This is a genomic window from Veillonella parvula (genome assembly GCF_018366295.1).
Classification (GTDB): domain Bacteria; phylum Bacillota; class Negativicutes; order Veillonellales; family Veillonellaceae; genus Veillonella; species Veillonella parvula_P.
The window spans coordinates 20547-40100 of sequence record NZ_JAGZIJ010000003.1 but is presented as its reverse complement, the minus strand read 5'-3'; the positions used below and the strand labels follow the sequence as shown (position 1 = coordinate 40100).

The following is a 19554-nucleotide window of genomic DNA, read 5'->3' as shown; positions in this document are numbered from 1 at the left end:
CAATGGCTATGAAAAAAGCGTTTTTACCGGAAATTACTTATATGCGAGGCCTCTGTATGCTCGGTGTTATCGGCATTCATGTAGGATCTTACGCATTGCAAAATCCTTTTGTAAATTTAGAACTCATCAGCGTGTTAGAAATTCTTTCTCGCTTTGGAGTGCCTGCGTTTTTCTTTCTCTCTGCATTTGGATTGTTTTATCATACCTCGGTAGAGGGACCATTCTCATATAAGGAATTTATGCACCGCCGCATTCAGGTGGTGCTATTTCCATATATTACGTGGTCCATCTTTTACCTGCTATATACAGGGGTGACAGCTCATAACCTTGGCAATTTACATCCAGGGCCGTTGGCGATAAATCTACTCTTTGGTACCTCTATGTATCATCTATACTTTATGGTAATTTTGCTATGGTTCTACGTGATGATGCCATTATGGCGGGCCATGGTGAAAGTTATCTTAAAACGGCCTATATTTTGGCTGGTGTTACTATTTGTCATCCAAGTTGGTATCGATTATGTTTCGTCTTACATGCTTGGCCGTTGGGTAACAGAAAATCTAAGCAATCAGCCAGTTCTTAAATATCTTTTTGATATGCGACTCAACTATTGGGTTATTCATTATGTGTGGATTTTCCTTTTAGGTGCCGTATGTGCTGAACGATATGAAACCGTCTGCGAATACATGTGGCGCTATCGTTATCTTTTAGGTGCTAGTGCGGTAGGATCTGTATTATTGATGCTTGGATCCTATTACTATGTTATGGACGTATGGCATTACTCGGTGCTAGAAGCAATTTATACGGTACATCAAATGAGTCCGATGGGTGTTCTTTATACTGGTTTGGGAACGATGTTTAGTTTATTCCTATTCCAAACACTACCTATGAATGTGACTATGGAATCCATTTGGTCTGAGATAGGGGATAAGTCCTATGGCATTTATTTAACACATCCGTTCTGGCTGTTAATCATATCTGCTGTGATGGTTAAATACAATTTCTTGTACACGGTGGCCAATGTTCTCGTTATGTATGCCATGGCGTTGGCATTATCCTATTTGACTACAGTAGGTTTCAATTACTTACCTAAGTCTATTCGTAAATTTGTACTGGGGCACTAGTATAGGATGAAAACTATTGTTTTTGGAGAGTCTTAATTGGTATTAGTACTTTCATGCCGTTCATAGTGCTAGCTAGTTCTGCATCCTTAATTTAGAGTTACAATAATATAAATACAATTCATCCGCTAGGATATAGTTTTTAACTATGGTATCCTAGCGGATTTTTGTATATCTAATTAATATCTTTCACAAAGTAAAGTGTGAAAATTTGAAAGTAATTGTGTTATAATAAGTCCATGATGATTATCACTTGATAGAGTAACGAAAAGAAAAAGAGGTGCTCCTATGCAAGAATTAACATATTTTAACGGTGAATTCGTTGAACCAGGTGCCAAAGTTATCAGTATTGATGACCGTGGCTATTTGTTTGGTGACTCTGTATATGAAGTTGTTCGCGTCGTAAAAGGCCGTTGCTTCGCTTTGTCTTACCACCAAGATCGTTTGTATCGCTCTATGCGTGAAATGGATATCCCTGTAAAAATGACCCCTGATGATTTGACAGAATTGCACGAAATTTTGATCGAGCAAAGTGAAATCAAAGAGGGCTATATTTATTTACAAATCTCTCGTGGTGTAGCACCACGTCACCATGCTTATGATCGCTCCAAATTAGAACCACAAATGCTTATGTCTATCCGTACCTTGGATTTAGATGAAGTCAATAAATTGGGTGAAGGTGTAAAAGCGATAGCTTTACCTGATGAACGTTGGGATCATGTAGATATTAAGACTACAAACTTGATCCCGAATATCTTGGCACAAACAAAAGCAGAAAAGAAATTTGCTTATACAGCAATCTTGTTCCGTGATGGCATTTGTACAGAAGGCGCCACATCTAATGTGTTTGCTGTTAAGGATGGTATCTTGTACACGCATCCAGCGGATAATCATATCTTAAAAGGTATTACGCGCCAAATGATCTTAACGCGTGTAGCACCATCTTTAGGTATTACCATTATTGAGAAAGAATTCGATCGTAATTTTGTAGATGATGCGGATGAATTATTCTTTACCGATACAATTGGTGGTGTCATCCCAATTACTAAGCTAGACAGAAATTTAGTATCTGGTGGTAAACCAGGTGCCGTTACACTTCGTCTACGCGAAGCACTAGAAAAATTGATGGAAGAAGGGCTACCTTGATAGATAAGTTGCTTTCATCAAATGATACACATTTACCTTAAGAAAGGAAATTATTTTGATACAATTAAAACACATTAGTAAAGTCTATGAAGGTGCTACTCGTGTGGAAGCGTTGAAAGATATTAGCCTAAATGTGAAAGAAGGCGAAATCTTTGGCATTATCGGCCAATCCGGTGCCGGTAAATCCACATTGATTCGTTGCATCAATATGCTCGAAGCACCTACATCTGGCTCTGTTATCGTAAATGGTACAGACTTAACCACACTTAGTAAATCAGCTTTGCGTAAAGCACGTAAAGATATCGGTATGATTTTCCAACATTTTAACCTCTTGTCTTCTCGCACAGTGTATGACAATGTAGCATTTCCGTTGGAATTACAAGGTATGAGCAAGGCTGAAATCAAGGAGCGCATCGAGCCGATCCTTGATATCGTAGGTCTTACAGAGCGTATGAACAACTATCCATCTCAATTATCTGGTGGTCAAAAGCAACGTGTTGGTATCGCTCGTGCATTGGCCTCAAATCCAAAGGTTCTCCTTTGTGATGAAGCCACATCTGCCCTTGATCCTCAAACAACAGATTCTATTTTGAAATTGTTGAAAGATATTAACGAAAAGATGGGGCTCACTATTGTGCTCATTACACATGAGATGCACGTTATCCGTGAAATCTGTGATCGCGTGGCAGTTATTGAAGGCGGTGTAATACTCGAAGAAGGTAGCACGGTTGAAGTATTCACACATCCTCGCGAAAATACGACAAAAGAGTTTATTAGCTCTGTAGTGAGTGAAAACTTACCTCCAGAAGCATTGGAACATCTAGAGTTGCATGATCAATGGATTGCAGGAACCGCGCCATTAGTTCGCCTCAAATTTACAGGACAAGCAACAGATGAGCCTGTAGTAGCAGGTCTCGTAAGACGCTTTAATTTAGATGTAAGCATCCTTTTTGGCGGCATTGATTACATCCAAAATACGAGCGTTGGTCGCCTCATCGTTATCTTGAATGGTGACCCAGAAAATGCACAAGAAGGTTTGGACTACATCAAAACGTTACCAATTGAAAGCGAGGTGATCGGTTATGTCAGAGCAAATCATTAATCTACTCATAACTGGTACCCTTGATACATTGCAAATGACGATAATTTCTACGGTAATGGCAATGTTATTAGGTATTCCTCTTGGTGTTGTTTTGGTTGTTACTTCTAAAGGTCATATCTTGGAAAATGTAGCACTAAATAAAGTGTTAGGTGCAATTGTGAATGCCACTCGTTCCGTACCTTTCATCATCTTGATGGTTGCCATCATTCCATTTACTCGCATGGTGGTAGGTACATCCATCGGTACAACTGCAGCATGTGTACCATTGACAATTGCGGCGATTCCATTCTTGGCGCGCCTTGTAGAAACGTCTATTAAGGATATTAATTTTGGTGTTATCGAGGCGGCTCAATCCATGGGGGCAAGCCCATTACAAATCATTTGGAAAGTATTATTACCAGAAGCATTGCCAACAATTATTGACAATGTGACGGTGCTTATCGTCAACCTCATCGGTTACTCTGCGATGGCAGGTGCTATCGGCGGCGGTGGTCTCGGGGATATTGCTATCCGATATGGTTACCAACGTTTCCAAGCCGATATTATGATCGCTACAATCATCATCTTGATTGTATTGGTACAAGTTGTACAAATGATTGGTGATGCTTGGTCTAAAGCGATGAATAAGAAGTAGGAGGCTCCGATGAGTATCAATGAAAAATTGAGAAGTCAACAAAATGACGAATTGTTCACCGCCATTTTAACGCTTGAAAATACAGAAGAATGCTATGCATTTTTTGAAGACATCTGTACGATTAACGAATTAAAAGCATTATCTCAACGTTTGCAGGTAGCAAAAATGCTTCGTGCAGGGGATAGCTATGAGAAAATTGTAGAAGAAACAGGTGCGAGTACTGCGACGATTAGTCGTGTAAAGCGCTGTTTAGTATATGGTGCGGATGGTTATACATTGGCTCTCGATCGTCTAGGCGCAAAATAAAATAAACTAGCATGACAACGGTGGCCTTTGGCGACCGTTGATGTGCTATCTGTAGGAGGTTTATTATGGAGTGGCTCATTGCGGTAACAGGTTTACCATTCGATATCCTTATACTCATTTTACTTGCCGTAGCTGGTGCATTTGCTGGCTTTGTAGACTCCATTGTGGGCGGTGGAGGCCTTATCTCTGTACCTGCCATGTTATTAACAAATCTTCCACCTAGTGTGGCTCTGGGCAGTAATAAATTATCTAGTATCTTTGGAGCTGGTAGCGCATCCATTACATTTTTGAGAAATCACATGGTTGATTTTTCTCTAGTTCGTAAATTATTGCCTTTTACCTTTGTGGGTTCTATGCTTGGTACATTGGCGGTTGTTTCTTTACCTCCACTGTATGTAAAGCCTATTATCATCATATTACTTGTTTGTGTAACGCTTTTTGTGGTGTTCAAAAAAGACTGGGGTGAAATCAATCGTACATCTCAGGTAGCAGGGAAAGCGCTATATATTTGCATGGCTTTTGCTCTTGGCATCGGTATATATGATGGCTTTATAGGCCCTGGTACAGGTACATTTTTGATTATGGGCTTTATCTTTACTGGTTTTGATTTCCTGCATGCTTCTGCTAATGCAAAAATATTAAATTTTACTAGTAATTTGGCGTCTTTATTGGTATTTTTATATTTAGGGCATGTCAATATTATGTATGGTCTGGCTGCAGGAGTGGGTCAAATTATTGGCGCTTATGTAGGATCGCACCTCGCCATTGCAAAAGGCTCATCTTTGGTGCGAGTTGTATTCTTGTCGGTAACGACAGTTATGTTGTTGAAATTAGTCTATGACTATGTTTCAACTTTATAGGAGGGCAAGGTATGCCTCATAAAAGTGATGTACAAGTGGCATTGATCAGTGGTGGTACATCGGGTATTGGATTTGCTACGGCAAAGCTTTTACTCAAAGAAGGTTGGTGTGTAGTCATCAATGGTCGAAATGAAAAAGTTGGTCAAAAGGCTAAAACTAAGCTACGTCGTTATTCATCTAAGGTACAATATATTCAAGGTGATGTATCTAAAATTGAGGATTGTCAGCAAATTGTAAAAGAAACAGTAGATTTGTTTGGTGGAGTGTCTGCTCTTGTAACAGCTGCAGGCTACTATGAAGAAGAGTTGCTAGCTGATGTTACAGAGGCAGCTTTTGATGAAATGTTTGGGACTAATGTAAAAGGTACTGTATTCTTATGTCAAGCGGCGCTTCCCTATTTACGATCATCAAAGGGCAGTATTGTAACAATTGCTAGTGATGCAGGTTTACAAGGTAATGTAGCGTGTTCTGTATATGGTGCATCAAAGGGGGCTGTAGTGAGCTTTACAAAATCTCTATCCCTTGAAATGGCACCTCACAGTGTTCGTGTAAACTGTGTGTGTCCTGGTGATGTAGATACATCATTAGTGGACAAACAGATTGCTAATGCCAATCAAGATGCGGCAGCTGCAAAGGCTGAAATGGGCCAACATTACCCACTAGGTCGCATTGCTAAGCCCCATGAAATTGGCGAAGTAATTGTATTTTTGTTGAGTAATAAGGCTTCTTTTGTGACAGGTGCAGCATGGACAATCGATGGTGGACTCACAAGTTGGTAATATAGAAAATATTAGAAGCTGTTATATATGGATAATTAGAAAAATTCATTTCACTTCTATCAATAGAATGGTATAATAATACTAATAATAAGACCTATAGTTGGTTCACAACAAAGGAGAATACTTATGGCAGAATATAATGGCGTAACACTTGAGCCACTTATGGATGGATCTCAAGATCGTGACTATCAAGTTGAACAATTTATTTTCTGGGGGGCAGGTCGTGCGGCAGCATTGGCATTATCCTCTAAATTCAGCAGTGTCGCTTTGTGCGCCAATGCTACGTATATGGTAACTCGTATTGCTCATCTTTATGACGTAGAATTGCAAGCTGGTGCTGTAGTTGGTTTAGTAGGTGGTCTTAGCACAGCTGTAGGTACAGCTGCAGTATCCCTTCTAATTCCAATTAAAGCTGTTCGCGTTCCTGTAGCTATCGGTTTAACTTATGCTATTGGTAAAATTGCAAATATTTGGATTCAAGATGGTATGCCTTCTGATATCGAACGTTACAAACCGATGGTTGCTGAATTCCTTGAAAATGGTAAAGCTATTGCTTCTGAAATCGTTCGTGATGCAAGTGCTAGTATTCCTTTCACTCAAGGTCAACGTGACGTATGGGCTGGGATTGCTAATGAAACGGGTCTTGCTAAAGAATCTTTAAAGCAAGTTTACGAAGAAAAAGTAACACCTGCCATCAATAAATGGAATAATGAAACAAAATACCAAATTCATGATAACGCAGCAGAAGTTGTAGCAAAGGTTTCTGATGTAGCGAAAGAAAAACTTGATTTTGCTAAAGAAGGTATTGAAGTAGCTAAAGAATTCGCAAAAGGTGGTGTAGAAGTGGCAAAAGCTTCTGCACAGGTAGCAGTAGAAACTGCAAAAACTAAAGCTTCTGATGCTGTAGAGACAGCAAAAGATGTTGCTACAAACACTGTTAACACAGCGAAAGATAAAATTGGCGGTTTGCGTAAATAAACGCTGAAGGATTATTATTACTATGAATCCATTTAAGATTATTAAATATGGTAAGTATTTTAGCGAATCAAGATTTTTAGGGTTTCTTGGTCGATATGGTAAGAAACTTGCCTTTGTACAACAAGCAGTAACCTTGTTCCTTTGTTTTCGCGACAAGGACACTCCCAAATATGTAAAAGCGGTCATTGCAGGTGCCTTAGGATATTTGGTATTACCTATTGATATTGTACCGGATACGATTGCTGTATTAGGTTGGGTAGATGATGTGGCAGTACTCGGATTAGCCTTTAAGATTGCGAATCGTTATATCAAAACGAGTCATCAAGAAGAGGCAAAAAAATTCTTTCCATTTGGTAGCAGTCGCTAACTTTTACCATTTTAGGCAGTTTGATCCACAGTGATTGAACTGCCTTTATTTATTTGACACACTAAAGTAATAGATATAGAATAAAAATTGTATACTATTTAAAAAGGACAGAATTTATGCATATTGCTTCAGTAAATGTACGATTTTATGAAACTGATATGATGGGGATTGCTCACCATAGTAATCATTTTAGATGGTTTGAAATGGCGCGCATTGAATTCCTTCGTAAGATCGGTGTCACTTTGTGGGATATGATGAATGAGGATATTGTATTTCCCATCATGAATGTATCTTGCAATTATAAAGAACCTGCGAATTTCGATGATGAACTTCACATCGAAACGTATTTGGTTAAGATGACGAGGGCTCAAATGGTGTTTCGCTATCGCATGCGCCGTGCTAGTGATGGTGCAATACTTGCTACGGGGGAAACTAAGAACGCCTTTATGTCAAAATTAACAGGAAAAATTGTGCGATTAGACGATACTTTCTATCTGCCTATGTTAGCAGCTGTTGAGGAGATGCCGCATGAGTAATGTACAACAATTGCCTATCGGTGTATTTGACTCTGGTGTAGGCGGACTATCTGTGTTAAAGGTATTACAAGAACAATTTCCTAACGAAGATTTTATCTATATCGGTGATAATGCGAATAATCCTGTAGGTAATCGCAGTGATGATGAAATCACTTATTTAGCGTGCCGTATTGCGGAGACGCTAGAAAAGCAGCCTGTTAAGTTGATGGTGATTGCTTGTAACACCTTCACCGTTGTGGCTCTTGATGCGGTACGTGAACTTGTATCTGTGCCAGTTATTGGTGTATCACAAGGTGTAAAAACAGCTATTAATAAAAGTAAAAGCAAGACTATCGGTATTATGGCGACCGTGGCCACTGTAAATAGTCATATTCATAAGCATGTGGCTTTAGAAGTTGATCACGAGGTTTTTGTTTGGGAACAACCTTGTCCAGAGTTGGCGGGGCTTATTGAACAAGGTCATTTAGATGATTACTTTGTTCGTGAAGTATGCAAGGATTATTTAGAACCTTTATTATCTCGAGAAATTGAGGTTGTTGTTTTGGGGTGTACTCATTTTCCATTTGTACAACCTTTACTAGAGGAACTAACATCGTGTCGCATTCAGTTCATTGATCCTGCTTTTGAAACAAGTGAATTGGTTCGTCACAGACTAGAGAGTAAAAATCTTTTCAATCCTCAAGATACTGTAGGCACCGTGACATTGTATTTTACAAAGGATGTCGAACTTGGTGATACGTTGAGTGCATCCTTCCTTGATACAAGCCGTCGTACCATTGAACATATTACATTATAAAGGAGATACCCTATGTGGTTTTATAACATCCTCAGTGCAGTAATAGCTATTATTGTGGCTGTTGCAGCTCTGTACTTATTATTCCGTTTGTTTGTGTTGAAACAAGGTAATGAAAATATTGTCTTATTAGCGAAACGGGCAACGAACTTTCAAGTATCTGATCGTAGTTTTGAGTCCATTACTTTGTTCTGTGATATACCATTTGTAAATAAAGGGCGCCAATTGGGCACAATAATGGACTTATTTCCACGTCCATTATTACCAGAAGAACATTTTGATGCAGTTAAAGTAAATGCTTGGGCTATGGATATTAATCGTCCGCGTCAAGATGGATACTTTGAAGCTATAATTATCAAACCACGCAAAGGTGGCACAATTCGTGTATATGTTACGTTAACAGGTAAAACTGGTAATATTCGTGAAGATATTAAGGGCTTCCCTTATATGGATATCGACATTTACTATCAAATCGTAGGTCGGACAGACTTTCATATCGATAAACAGCGTATTCGTTTGACTGCTGAAGAAGTTCAAGCAGCAATGGTTCAATAAGGAGGCATAACAATGGCAGAATTAGAGTTAGTATGTGTGCCAACACGTATTCTTACAGATAATGATGACATCGTTGATGCTATCGTTGAATTTGGGGGCCATAATATTGGACCTGAAGATATCGTATGCGTTGCTGAATCTGTAGTAGCTATTACGCAAGGTCGTTTTACACGTCCTGAAGAGCTAAATGTGTGCTGGCAAGCTCGTTTAATTAATCGTTTTATCCATCCAGATGGTTCCATGGCATCTATTTATGGTATGCAATCGGCTATGAATTTGGATGGTAAATGGAAGGTATTAGGTGCTTTTATTTTAGGCGCTATTGCTAAAATTTTCCGTAAACCAGGGGTATTCTATGCAATTGCTCGGGCTGCATCCTTAACAGATGATGTAACGGGGACTATGCCTCCATTTGATAAGCACATTGTATTTGGTCCAAAGGATCCTGATAAAGTGGCTGAGAAAATTGTATCTCGCACTGGTTGTTATGGTGCCGTTGTAGCTGATGTTAATGATTTGAAACGGTCCGCTATTTTAGGTACAAGTCGTGGAATTGACGCTAAAAAAATTGCACAATTGTTGATTGATAATCCATTTGGTAACGATAGTCAAATGACTCCGATTGTTATCATCAAAAATTACGCATCTGTATCTGGTAAATAACAGAAGGCTGTACTCATCACATAGAGATGGGTACAGCTTTTTTATATAATGAGCCTGAATATGGACTATACGCAGATTTGAATAGGGATTGCATATTAGATCAGAGAATATATGCTAGCTTAAATGGAGTTTTCTTTACTACGTTTTGAGTTTGTATGGATTCTTTATTAATACTAAAAGGAGGTTATATGTTACTAGGGTTAGACGTAGGTGGAACTTTTACCGATGCGGTTATCATTGATGCCCATCGTGTAGTGGCAACTGCGAAGAGGCGGACTACAAAGGATAATCTAATGAATGGTATAGGTGAGGCCTTAGATGCGGTTTTGGAGGGCTATGATACATCAAATATTGAACAAGTAACCTTATCTACTACCGTGGTGACAAATACCATCGTAGAAGCGAAGGAGCAAGTAGTAGATCTCTATGTGATTACAGGTCCAGGCCGTAATGTAGATGATATATTCCCCGTGGAACCTATATATCTTCAAGGTTATACAGATCATAGAGGTATCGTTGTAGAGCGTACCCCTGCTGATGCTGTACGTGGTATAGCCAACATGGTTCAAGCACGTAGTGGTACCGATTTGGCTGCTGTGTCCGCTAAATTTGGGGTGCGGAATCCTCAAGAAGAACTATCTATTACAGAGGAATTGAAAAATACGTATCATACAATTTCTAATGGCAGTTTATTAAGTGGTTCTTTAAATTTCCCTCGTCGTACTATTAGTGCTTATTTTAATAGCGCTGTGACACCCGTATTTACGGTGTTTAAGAAAAATGTTGAAGATGCTCTTAGTGCACGGAATATATTGGCTCCACTTCACATTTTAAAGGCCGATGGTGGTTCTCTACCTATGGAGCATATGGTGAGTCGTCCAGTAGAGACTGCCTTTACAGGCCCTGCTGCAACAGTTCTTGGACTATCGGCTCTCGGCGTTATAGGTAATAAGCATACAGTGGCTCTAGATATTGGGGGTACTACAACGGATATATCCCTTTGGAAGCATGGTAAACCATTGATGACAAAAAATGGTGTATCTATCCGTGAGTATCCAAGTGCAGTGCGATCCTTTGCCGTTACTTCCGTCGGTATTGGTGGGGAATCTGTAATTCGCCTTAAAAATGGTAATCTTACCGTAGGTCCTGAACGAGTGGGACCATCAGTGGCTCTAGGTGGTATAGAACCTACCTTGGGGGATGCACTTATCGTGCTCGGTCATGCAAACTATGGTGACTTTAATCTGGCATCACGAGCTTTACAAGATTTAGCGGATGCTATACAGGCTACATTACGATCTAAAAATGTAAATACCTCAAATAATCAATTAACTCTTATTAAGACTGCCTCTGATGTAGCACGACTAATAGTAGAAAAAGCGTTGCAAACGATTCAACATGGTATTAACGAGGTCGTAAAAGTAGAAAATAAACGACCTATTTATGTGGTAGCAGATATTGTAAATCCTGATGTATTTGTACCAGAACATATCGTTGTGGTAGGGGGCACAGCACCAAGTTTAGGTCCGAGTATCGGGGAGTATCTAGAGTTACCTGTTACGATTCCTGAGAATGCTGCCGTAGCAAATGCTATAGGCGCTGCACTAGCTTTATCTACCATCGAACTCACTGTTCATGTAGACACAAAACGTCGGTTGCTAGTCATTCCTGAATTAGGTGTTAAACAACAAAACTGTACTTTGAAACGAGCGGAACAAGTTGTGGAACGAGCAAAAGAAACTCTTAGTGAAGAGGCGATACGTTTAGGTTTAGATACGGTGCAAGAGATAGAGGTCATTAGTATTGAGGATTTCCCTGTAGTAGAGGGATGGCAATCTATGGAGCGTTTAATTACTGTGAAAGTACAACTGGCGGCGGGGGTGAAACACTATGTGGAATAAAGGACTATCCTATCGAGAGCGTCATGGTATTCTGAATATGGATACTAAACAGGATGAGGCTACGAGCTCTACTATTGATAAAGCTAAATATTATCACAGTTTAGGCCTTGTCTTTTTCCCTGCTTTTGACTGGAAAATTTCTGAAACACATCCTGAACGACAAGAGCGTTTACTTTATACGCGAGATCAAATCGTAGAGGAAGGTTTATTAGATATACCCAATATTAGAGAATATAATCCAATAGTAGCGGATTGGGATACAATAGAGCGAGTTCACGTTGGCGCTCCAGATTTAGAGTCTTGGGTGACGGAAGCCCATCGTGTATCTGCTGGAGGTGCTATTGCGGCAGCTGATGCGGTCATACGTGGTGAAGTAGACCGTGCTTTTGCGTTAGTAAGACCACCAGGTCACCATGCAATGGCTATGGTTCATGGTATTCGCGGCTTCTGTACAATTAATATTGAAGCCGTTATGATCCAACACATGCGCCAAACCTATGGAATCAAACGCGTTGCCGTAGTAGATACCGATGTACATCACGGTGATGGCACTCAAGATGTGTTTTACCACGATCCAGACACCTTATACATTAGCTTTCACCAAGATGGACGAACCCTCTATCCAGGAACAGGTTTTATGGATGAATTTGGAGGTCCTCAGGCTATCGGTGGTAATATAGATATTCCTTTGCCCCCGGGCACAGGTGACGAAGGCTTGATGAAGGTCATGCGTGAGTTAGTACTGCCTATCCTTGAAGAATTTAATCCAGATATTGTTATTAATTCGGCAGGACAAGATAATCACTTTAGTGATCCGTTGGCTAATATGCAGGTAACCGCAAAGGGCTATGCAGAACTAGTCGATTTGTTACAAGCAGATATAGCTGTACTTGAAGGAGGCTATTCCGTACAAGAAGCGTTGCCATATATAAATACGGGTATCATTTTATCCATGGCAGGTCTTGATTACAGCAAAGTCGTAGAACCTGCCTTTGATCCTGTTAAATACAAACAGAGTCAAAATGTAACTAGTTACATAGATGATTTAATCGTTAAGTGGAAAATACAATGGGCTAACCGTCATAAGATGGCCGAAGACGAGCGCGTAGGTGCAAGGGATGTTTGGTCTAATCATTATAATGTGTACTATGACGAAACAGGCGTTCAGGAGGAGCGCCTTGAAAAGGTGCGCATGTATGAAAACAAAGTAGGTTGGCATAGCGTACTTTCACGAGGACAATATGGACCGTATGGACCGCAAAGTGTATATGCTATGTTCATTCCTTGGCAAGCAGATGGAGGGACGCGTCAAGATGCTATTGTAGAAGCAAAACGAGCCAAAGCAGAAGGGGGAGCAAGCCGTTACGTTGTGGTAGATCCACTCGGTGACGGACAATATGAACTAAATGTTAATCTCCGTAAATGATAACGCGAGTTATCATGTTAGAATCGCGAATTACAATATAATTCGTAATGCTGAAAAATAGTAAAATTGTGATATAATATAAGAAATAACGCCCCTTTGTGTAAGGGGCGTTCTAATATTTACATTTAGAATGGTGAGGTTCCTATGCGCAGCGATAATAGAACAGCCGGTCAATTGCGACCTATTAAAATAACACGGAATTTTACAGAGTATGCAGAAGGTTCTGTACTCATTGAGTGCGGTAAGACTAAGGTTATCTGTACGGCCACTGTTGAGGATTCTGTGCCGCGCTGGCTAAAAGGCTCTGGACAAGGATGGGTAACTGCGGAATATTCCTTATTGCCACGTTCTACGCAAACTCGCGTGAGTCGTGAGGCCGCAAAGGGGAAGCAAACTGGTCGTACCGTAGAAATTCAACGTCTTATCGGCCGTGCTTTGCGCGCTGTCGTAGACCTTGAAGCTTTAGGCGAACGCTCTATTACTATCGACTGCGACGTTATCCAAGCGGATGGCGGTACGCGTACAGCATCTATTACGGGTGCTTTTGTAGCCCTCGTTGATGCGGTGGACTTCACCTTTGGCGGAGCAGGCAAATTTCCAATTACTGACTTCTGTGCCGCTATTTCGGTAGGTATTGGTCCTGACGGCCCTATTACAGATCTTTGTTATGAAGAGGACAGTGCAGCCATCGTAGATATGAATGTAGTTCGTACAGGTTCTGGCAATATGGTTGAAGTACAAGGTACAGGCGAACACGGTACCTTTAACCGTGATGAACTCAATGCTTTACTTGATTTAGCAGAGGCTGCTACAGATGAGCTCATGGCTAAACAACGTGAAGTACTTGGTGCGACAGCAGATAAAATAGGTAAAGCGTATCCTACAGTTCCGGAGGTGTAAGATGGAACAATTTGTACTTGCTACAGGCAATAAAGGAAAAATTCGTGAGTTTTCAGAGGCTTTCTCCCATTTATCTATCGATTGTGTACCTGTAAAAGCTGTGATTTCCATTGAGGAGCCTGAGGAAACTGGTACAACCTTTATGGAAAATGCTTTGTTGAAGGCTCGCTACTATGCAAAGGCTACGAATCGCCCATGTCTTGCTGATGACTCTGGCATTACGCTTGATGTTCTCAATGGTGCACCAGGTGTATATTCTGCGCGTTATGCAGGTCATCATGGTGATGATAATGCAAATAATGAGAAATTAATTCGTGAACTACAGGGTAAACGTGACCGTACAGGCCATTATGTATGCGCTTTAGCGCTTGTATATCCTGATGGTCGAGAAGTTACTGCGGAAGGCTATTGTGATGGACTCGTTCAAGATGAGCCAAAAGGGGAGAATGGTTTTGGATATGATCCATACTTCTATGTGCCTGAATTTGAAAAGACGATGGCAGAGCTTAGCATCGACGTAAAAGAAACGATTAGCCATCGTGGTCGAGCATTACGCGAATTAATTAGTAAGCTTTGATATTTCTGAACTATATGGTATAGTTCATATAAATATATAATATAGTGGCATTAGAGATTAAATACAATGAAACGAATTGGCATTTTAAGTGATACTCATGGGTATCTAGAGGATATCGACCTCGTCTTGGCTGCTACCGCTGATCAAGACATTGATATGTGGCTTCACGCTGGCGATTTTGGAGATGACGCACGTTATATGCAGGAACATACGGATATTCCTGTATATGCTGTGCGTGGGAACAACGACCGTGTGCAACCGCTTGAACCACGAGAGCAATTAATTCCTCTTGAAGATACCTATATTTACATGACGCATGGTCATGAGGTATCATATTATAATCGAATACAAAAACTGATTGAGTTAGGAACTGACATGGGTGCGCGACTCATCGTGTCCGGTCATAGCCATCATCATGGTGAGGTTCGTGCCCGTGATGCGGTATTTGTAAATCCTGGCAGTATTTCTTTGGCTCGTGATCGCTCCGGTGGTACCTTTGCCATCGTTACCTACGATAATGGACAGTTTGATGTAGAGTTTGTGTATAAACAAGATATTGTTTAGTTATATGGTGAAAGCTTCGTTTGCGAAACTTTCAAAAGGAATAGTAAGTCTATGCATGGAAAGGGTTATGACATATCATGGATACACCAGTTAAAGCAAAGCCTAAAATGAAGTTATATGGTTTTAACAATCTCACAAAGACATTGAGTTTTAATATTTATGATATTTGTTATACTCGTACGGAAGAAGAGAAAAAACAATACATTCAGTACATTGATGAAGTATACAATGCGGATCGTTTAACGGCTATTTTGACGGAAGTTAGCCATATTATCGGCGCTAACATCCTTAATGTAGCGAAACAAGATTATGATCCTCAAGGTGCGTCTGTTACAATTTTGATTTCTGAAGAGGAAATTGAAAAAGAAGATGTAGTTATGCATCTAGATAAATCGCATCTTACTGTACATACGTATCCTGAAAGCCATCCGCACAAAGGGATTAGTACATTCCGTGCCGACATTGAAGTGTCTACATGTGGACAAATCTCTCCGCTAAATGCACTGAATTACTTAATTCAAAGTTTTGACTCTGATATTCTTACCTTGGATTATCATGTACGTGGCTTTACTCGTGACGTATCTGGTAAGAAAATTTATATCGATCATCGTATCAATTCCATTCAAAATTACATTAGTGCAAAAACTCGCAACATGTACAACATGATTGATGTAAATGTATATCAAGAAAATATTTTCCATACAAAGATGATGTTAAAAGAATTTGATTTAGATAATTATCTTTTTGGCATCACTGAGTCAGAGTTGAGCGATCGTGAAATCAAGCAAATTAAACATCAATTAAAACAAGAAATGATGGAAATCTTCTATGGACGCAATTTGCCATCTGTAAAAGCTTAAAGACCGCTTTTATAACATTGGTGTGACAGCTTTTACCGTATAATACGAAGATAGATTTGAAGTAGATAAGCCTTATATGGTTTATCTACTTTTTTATAATTTACTTTATTACTATTAGAGCTTAATCTTTATTACTACTGGAGCTTAATGATAGTAGTTTTTAAAAATTTCGAAAAACTATATCGAAAAAACTTGAATTATGATTTAGCATTTTGTATAATATAATTAGTTAAAGGTATAAATTACCGACTCTAAAGAGTCCGAGTGTATCCACAAAGGAGAATTGTTATGGACGTACGTGAATTAGCTGTACAAAAAAAACGTGAATTAAAAGGTTTCCTTACTGTAGGAACTAAATATGAATTAAAAGACGCTCATGATTTATCTGTAGCTTACACACCAGGTGTAGCAGAACCATGTTTGCGTATTAAAGATAATGAAGCAGAATCCTTCGAATTAACTTGCCGTTCCAACATGGTTGCCGTTGTATCTGACGGTACTCGTGTACTTGGTCTTGGTGATATTGGCGCTGCAGCAGCATTGCCAGTAATGGAAGGCAAATCCTTATTGTTCAAAAAATTCGGTGATGTAGACTGCATTCCATTGGTTGTAGATACAAAAGATGCTGATACATTGATCAATACAGTAAAATTATTGCAAAAAAACTTTGCTGGTATTAATTTAGAAGATATTTCCTCTCCTAAATGCTATGAAGTTGAAAATCGTTTGAAAGCAGAGTTAGAAATCCCTGTATTCCATGATGACCAACACGGTACTGCAATTGCATGTTTAGCTGGTGTAAAAGGCGCTCTTCGTTTGGTTAAAAAAGATTTAGCTACTGCTAAAATCGTTGTAAACGGTGCTGGTGCTGCTGGTGCAAACATTGCTCGCTTGTTGTACCTTGCAGGTGCTCGTGATATCACATTGTTGGTATCCTCTGGCGTATTGCACAAAGACTACAAACGACTTGACTCTTTGCAAGCTGAATTGATTGATTTGCTCAAACTTGAAGAAAAACATGGCAACTTGGCTGAAAATGCTAAAGGCGCCGATATTCTTCTTGGTGTATCTGCAGCAGGTGCTTTCACAAAAGAAATTTTGGAAAACTTGGCTGACGATGCAATCGTATTTGCAATGGCTAACCCTAACCCAGAAGCTACATATGCTGATATGAAAGCTGCTGGTATCCGCGTTGCTGGTACAGGTCGTTCCGACGCTCCTAACCAAATCAACAACGTAGCAGTATTCCCAGGCGTATTCCGCGGTGCTATCGACGTTCGTGCGTCTCAAATCACTGATGAAATGAAATTAGCTGCTGCTGACGCTTTGGCTCACTTGATTCCTGATAGTGAATTGAACGAAGAAAACGTAATGCCATCCGTATTCGATCCTCGTGTAGCTCCAGCTGTTGCTAAAGCAGTTGCTGAAGTTGCTGTAAAACAAGGTATCGCAAAAAATCCTCAAGTAGTAGAAGATGGTAGTTACGAAGGTTAATCTATTTGCTTTACTAGCATTTTAAAATCTTATATAACTATAGAACAATACAACATGCACCTCGAAAGGGGTGCATGTTTTTATATGCTCGATTAAGCATATGATTGGCTTTATACTATTAGGGCGAATAATTTATAGATTAAAATGATATGGAGGCGTAGGCGTATAGGATAATAGAAGAAAAGATAGATATATATTAAAGAATGTATTAATGTATAAGTAAGAAAATTAATGAAGTTGTAAAAAAGTACTTGTCACTAGTTTCTATCAATGATATAATAATTTTCGTTGCAGAGCGATACTCGAGAGAGTAAGAACTCAGCAAGAGTAGTGGTTGACATCAACTACCGGGTTTGCTATAATAGCAAAGTAATTAATGACGGGGCATAGCGCAGTTTGGTAGCGCACCTGGCTTGGGACCAGGGGGTCGCAGGTTCGAATCCTGCTGCTCCGACCATTTTTTATTTGCGGGTGTAGCTCAATGGTAGAGCCCCAGCCTTCCAAGCTGGTCGCGAGGGTTCGATTCCCTTCACCCGCTCCATTTTTTTTTGCCTTTTTTAGGGTATACAAAGATATGGTGTAGTTGACGATACATAGTACATAATTTATACTATAATAGATAATTCCATATATAGGTAATCCACATGGTTCAGTAGCTCAGTTGGATAGAGCAACGGCCTTCTAAGCCGTGGGTCGGGGGTTCGAATCCCTCCTGGATCACCAAAGAAATAAGCGGATAGCTCGTAATGAGCTATCCGCTTTTTGTAAAACTAATAATTAACATAATGTAAGAGGATAAGGATATGAACGATTTATTAGAAAAAATATTTGAGAAGTTAACGGTAGACCAAAGTTTAGAATTAATTAAAGCGATATTACAAAGCACCATACCGACAGGCATGTCTGCATTGCAAAGTTTTGCTAATGTTAGTATAAAGATTATTTTGATGCTGAATGGAGGTGCTGCTATAGCAATACTTGCATTTTTAGGTGCGATAGTAACAACTGAGTTTACAAAATGGATTTCAGGGATTGTCATTTCGTTAATTTTTTATTCTTTAGGGGCAGCCTGCTCGGCAGGTGTAGCATTTCTATCATTTTTATCACAAGGTGAATATAATATTATGGATAAATCAAACGAAATAAAGGGTAATTTTTATCGTATTTGGGCTATTAAAACAGCTTTACTAGGAATCGCTTTTTTTATAATGGGATGTTTGATAGTCGGTTGTACTATTAGATTTTATTAATGAAGTTTAATGCTATTATTAAACAAGTGTAAAGTATTGATATAGTAATTGATGCATTCGTTGTAAATCGTAGAAAAGAGGAAATATGGAGTTTCTAGAATATATTGAAAATGCCATTTATTTTTATTTATTTTTTCTATTTATTGTTTGTAGTGTGTTAGTATATAGGATTGCTAAGTGGTATTATTCGTATCAGTATAGTCAAATTTTACTCTTAAAGAAATATAAGTATTTACATTTATTTTTCTGCTGGCTTGAAGAATTCGTGATTATATGTTACGTTATTCCAACATCCTTTGGTATAGCAATCGTCTCATATTTAGGTGGAAGTATAAATTATTCAGTATTAACTATTAATTATCGAGATCTACTTATAGCTTTATTAACAGTTATTTCTATTACAACTGCTATAGCATTGATTTGTATTAGTTTTGAGAAAAATATTAAAAATAAAATTTATTGTATTCAAGAACTGCCTCTAGATTTGGATAAAGATAGAATAAGAAATATAGTGTTTAAAATTAAAGTATTTTCTAGTGGATACAAACATTTGTGGCTTTCAACATTTTTGATAGCATATACATTGTGGCTACTATTTGCATTAACCGATGATACCTTATATTATTCTGCAGTTCATTATTCTCTTTTGTGGAAAATGTATTTTGTGAGTGGAATCTCTTTTGTGAAAACTTTAATCGAATTTTCGGTTTTAAGTCGTGAAATGTAAATGTCAATATAAGAA

General features: G+C 39.1%; 22 protein-coding genes and 3 tRNA genes. All 25 read left to right on the top strand.

Translation table 11 applies throughout. From position 1 onward, the window contains the following. The first annotated feature begins 2 nt into the window (after positions 1 to 2). The 25 genes from KHY58_RS04375 to KHY58_RS04255 all read left to right on the top strand — a co-directional run bounded on the left by KHY58_RS04375 (position 3) and on the right by KHY58_RS04255 (position 19539). Positions 3 to 1124, top strand: coding sequence for an acyltransferase (locus tag KHY58_RS04375; RefSeq protein WP_042466692.1), 1122 nt, complete (start codon positions 3 to 5; stop codon positions 1122 to 1124). Between the two features lie 285 nt (positions 1125 to 1409). Continuing rightward, a complete protein-coding gene (locus KHY58_RS04370) occupies positions 1410 to 2267 on the top strand; it encodes an aminotransferase class IV (RefSeq protein WP_278472275.1) in 858 nt (285 codons plus the stop codon). Positions 2268 to 2322: 55 nt separating this feature from the next. Then, on the top strand, positions 2323 to 3369 hold the full coding sequence (locus KHY58_RS04365; RefSeq protein WP_278472273.1) for a methionine ABC transporter ATP-binding protein: 1047 nt from the start codon (positions 2323 to 2325) through the stop codon (positions 3367 to 3369). Then, positions 3350 to 4003, top strand: a complete 654-nt coding sequence (locus KHY58_RS04360) for a methionine ABC transporter permease (RefSeq protein ID WP_004693611.1) — start codon at positions 3350 to 3352, stop codon at positions 4001 to 4003. The genes KHY58_RS04365 and KHY58_RS04360 overlap by 20 nt, the downstream gene beginning before the upstream one ends. A 9-nt stretch (positions 4004 to 4012) precedes the next feature. Beyond that, entirely contained in the window at positions 4013 to 4309 is a 297-nt protein-coding gene (locus KHY58_RS04355) for a YerC/YecD family TrpR-related protein (protein WP_004693609.1), read from the top strand. A 65-nt stretch (positions 4310 to 4374) separates the two neighbouring features. After that, the gene (locus KHY58_RS04350) at positions 4375 to 5169 is read left to right on the top strand and encodes a TSUP family transporter (protein WP_278472271.1); all 795 of its coding nucleotides are present in this window, start codon (positions 4375 to 4377) and stop codon (positions 5167 to 5169) included. Between the two features lie 11 nt (positions 5170 to 5180). After that, positions 5181 to 5948: an SDR family NAD(P)-dependent oxidoreductase gene (locus KHY58_RS04345; protein WP_278472269.1), complete on the top strand. Its 768-nt coding sequence runs from the start codon at positions 5181 to 5183 to the stop codon at positions 5946 to 5948. Between the two features lie 126 nt (positions 5949 to 6074). Beyond that, positions 6075 to 6926 carry a hypothetical protein gene (locus KHY58_RS04340; protein WP_278472268.1) on the top strand — a complete coding sequence of 284 codons (852 nt, stop codon included), beginning with the start codon at positions 6075 to 6077 and terminating at the stop codon, positions 6924 to 6926. 22 nt (positions 6927 to 6948) lie between these two features. Beyond that, positions 6949 to 7293, top strand: a complete 345-nt coding sequence (locus KHY58_RS04335; protein ID WP_012863982.1) for a YkvA family protein — start codon at positions 6949 to 6951, stop codon at positions 7291 to 7293. Positions 7294 to 7409: 116 nt separating this feature from the next. Then, positions 7410 to 7829: an acyl-CoA thioesterase gene (locus KHY58_RS04330; protein WP_012863983.1), complete on the top strand. Its 420-nt coding sequence runs from the start codon at positions 7410 to 7412 to the stop codon at positions 7827 to 7829. Beyond that, positions 7822 to 8625, top strand: coding sequence for a glutamate racemase (murI, locus tag KHY58_RS04325; RefSeq protein ID WP_270279154.1), 804 nt, complete (start codon positions 7822 to 7824; stop codon positions 8623 to 8625). The genes KHY58_RS04330 and murI overlap by 8 nt, the downstream gene beginning before the upstream one ends. 12 nt (positions 8626 to 8637) lie before the next feature. Further along, positions 8638 to 9177, top strand: a complete 540-nt coding sequence (locus KHY58_RS04320) for a hypothetical protein (RefSeq protein WP_270279153.1) — start codon at positions 8638 to 8640, stop codon at positions 9175 to 9177. Between the two features lie 12 nt (positions 9178 to 9189). After that, the gene (locus tag KHY58_RS04315) at positions 9190 to 9840 is read left to right on the top strand and encodes a coenzyme F420-0:L-glutamate ligase (protein ID WP_004693597.1); all 651 of its coding nucleotides are present in this window, start codon (positions 9190 to 9192) and stop codon (positions 9838 to 9840) included. 188 nt (positions 9841 to 10028) lie between these two features. Next, positions 10029 to 11741, top strand: a complete 1713-nt coding sequence (locus KHY58_RS04310; RefSeq protein ID WP_278472266.1) for a hydantoinase/oxoprolinase family protein — start codon at positions 10029 to 10031, stop codon at positions 11739 to 11741. Further along, positions 11731 to 13167, top strand: coding sequence for a histone deacetylase family protein (locus KHY58_RS04305; RefSeq protein WP_278472257.1), 1437 nt, complete (start codon positions 11731 to 11733; stop codon positions 13165 to 13167). The genes KHY58_RS04310 and KHY58_RS04305 overlap by 11 nt, the downstream gene beginning before the upstream one ends. Positions 13168 to 13311: 144 nt before the next feature. Next, positions 13312 to 14067, top strand: a complete 756-nt coding sequence (gene rph / locus KHY58_RS04300) for a ribonuclease PH (RefSeq protein WP_278472254.1) — start codon at positions 13312 to 13314, stop codon at positions 14065 to 14067. A 1-nt stretch (position 14068) separates the two neighbouring features. After that, entirely contained in the window at positions 14069 to 14644 is a 576-nt protein-coding gene (locus KHY58_RS04295; protein WP_278472251.1) for an XTP/dITP diphosphatase, read from the top strand. Between the two features lie 66 nt (positions 14645 to 14710). Further along, complete coding sequence (locus KHY58_RS04290) at positions 14711 to 15208, top strand: metallophosphoesterase family protein (RefSeq protein ID WP_004693585.1); 498 nt, start codon at positions 14711 to 14713, stop codon at positions 15206 to 15208. Between the two features lie 77 nt (positions 15209 to 15285). Further along, positions 15286 to 16068 (top strand): adenosylmethionine decarboxylase, encoded by a 783-nt coding sequence (gene speD, locus KHY58_RS04285; protein ID WP_008715652.1) that lies wholly within the window; start codon positions 15286 to 15288, stop codon positions 16066 to 16068. Between the two features lie 288 nt (positions 16069 to 16356). Continuing rightward, a complete protein-coding gene (locus tag KHY58_RS04280; protein ID WP_278472248.1) occupies positions 16357 to 17562 on the top strand; it encodes an NAD(P)-dependent malic enzyme in 1206 nt (401 codons plus the stop codon). Between the two features lie 380 nt (positions 17563 to 17942). After that, positions 17943 to 18019: transfer RNA gene (locus KHY58_RS04275), tRNA-Pro, on the top strand. Between the two features lie 10 nt (positions 18020 to 18029). Next, a tRNA-Gly gene (locus tag KHY58_RS04270) sits at positions 18030 to 18103 on the top strand. 105 nt (positions 18104 to 18208) lie between these two features. After that, a tRNA-Arg gene (locus KHY58_RS04265) sits at positions 18209 to 18285 on the top strand. Positions 18286 to 18365: 80 nt separating this feature from the next. Further along, positions 18366 to 18812, top strand: a complete 447-nt coding sequence (locus KHY58_RS04260) for a hypothetical protein (protein ID WP_278472245.1) — start codon at positions 18366 to 18368, stop codon at positions 18810 to 18812. A gap of 85 nt (positions 18813 to 18897) precedes the next feature. Further along, complete coding sequence (locus tag KHY58_RS04255) at positions 18898 to 19539, top strand: hypothetical protein (protein ID WP_278472243.1); 642 nt, start codon at positions 18898 to 18900, stop codon at positions 19537 to 19539. Positions 19540 to 19554 lie beyond the last annotated feature (15 nt).

Excerpts from the sequence above, each read along its gene's own strand:
- KHY58_RS04330 (WP_012863983.1), top strand. The coding sequence starts at position 7,410 with ATGCATATTGCTTCAGTAAATGTACGATTTTATGAAACTGATATGATG.
- murI (WP_270279154.1), top strand. The coding sequence starts at position 7,822 with ATGAGTAATGTACAACAATTGCCTATCGGTGTATTTGACTCTGGTGTA.
- KHY58_RS04305 (WP_278472257.1), top strand. The coding sequence starts at position 11,731 with ATGTGGAATAAAGGACTATCCTATCGAGAGCGTCATGGTATTCTGAAT.
- KHY58_RS04260 (WP_278472245.1), top strand. The coding sequence starts at position 18,366 with ATGAACGATTTATTAGAAAAAATATTTGAGAAGTTAACGGTAGACCAA.
- KHY58_RS04360 (WP_004693611.1), top strand. The coding sequence starts at position 3,350 with ATGTCAGAGCAAATCATTAATCTACTCATAACTGGTACCCTTGATACA.
- KHY58_RS04345 (WP_278472269.1), top strand. The coding sequence starts at position 5,181 with ATGCCTCATAAAAGTGATGTACAAGTGGCATTGATCAGTGGTGGTACA.
- KHY58_RS04290 (WP_004693585.1), top strand. The coding sequence starts at position 14,711 with ATGAAACGAATTGGCATTTTAAGTGATACTCATGGGTATCTAGAGGAT.
- KHY58_RS04350 (WP_278472271.1), top strand. The coding sequence starts at position 4,375 with ATGGAGTGGCTCATTGCGGTAACAGGTTTACCATTCGATATCCTTATA.
- KHY58_RS04335 (WP_012863982.1), top strand. The coding sequence starts at position 6,949 with ATGAATCCATTTAAGATTATTAAATATGGTAAGTATTTTAGCGAATCA.
- KHY58_RS04255 (WP_278472243.1), top strand. The coding sequence starts at position 18,898 with ATGGAGTTTCTAGAATATATTGAAAATGCCATTTATTTTTATTTATTT.
- KHY58_RS04315 (WP_004693597.1), top strand. The coding sequence starts at position 9,190 with ATGGCAGAATTAGAGTTAGTATGTGTGCCAACACGTATTCTTACAGAT.
- KHY58_RS04375 (WP_042466692.1), top strand. The coding sequence starts at position 3 with ATGGCTATGAAAAAAGCGTTTTTACCGGAAATTACTTATATGCGAGGC.
- KHY58_RS04310 (WP_278472266.1), top strand. The coding sequence starts at position 10,029 with ATGTTACTAGGGTTAGACGTAGGTGGAACTTTTACCGATGCGGTTATC.
- KHY58_RS04340 (WP_278472268.1), top strand. The coding sequence starts at position 6,075 with ATGGCAGAATATAATGGCGTAACACTTGAGCCACTTATGGATGGATCT.
- KHY58_RS04370 (WP_278472275.1), top strand. The coding sequence starts at position 1,410 with ATGCAAGAATTAACATATTTTAACGGTGAATTCGTTGAACCAGGTGCC.
- KHY58_RS04295 (WP_278472251.1), top strand. The coding sequence starts at position 14,069 with ATGGAACAATTTGTACTTGCTACAGGCAATAAAGGAAAAATTCGTGAG.
- rph (WP_278472254.1), top strand. The coding sequence starts at position 13,312 with ATGCGCAGCGATAATAGAACAGCCGGTCAATTGCGACCTATTAAAATA.
- speD (WP_008715652.1), top strand. The coding sequence starts at position 15,286 with ATGGATACACCAGTTAAAGCAAAGCCTAAAATGAAGTTATATGGTTTT.
- KHY58_RS04355 (WP_004693609.1), top strand. The coding sequence starts at position 4,013 with ATGAGTATCAATGAAAAATTGAGAAGTCAACAAAATGACGAATTGTTC.
- KHY58_RS04280 (WP_278472248.1), top strand. The coding sequence starts at position 16,357 with ATGGACGTACGTGAATTAGCTGTACAAAAAAAACGTGAATTAAAAGGT.
- KHY58_RS04320 (WP_270279153.1), top strand. The coding sequence starts at position 8,638 with ATGTGGTTTTATAACATCCTCAGTGCAGTAATAGCTATTATTGTGGCT.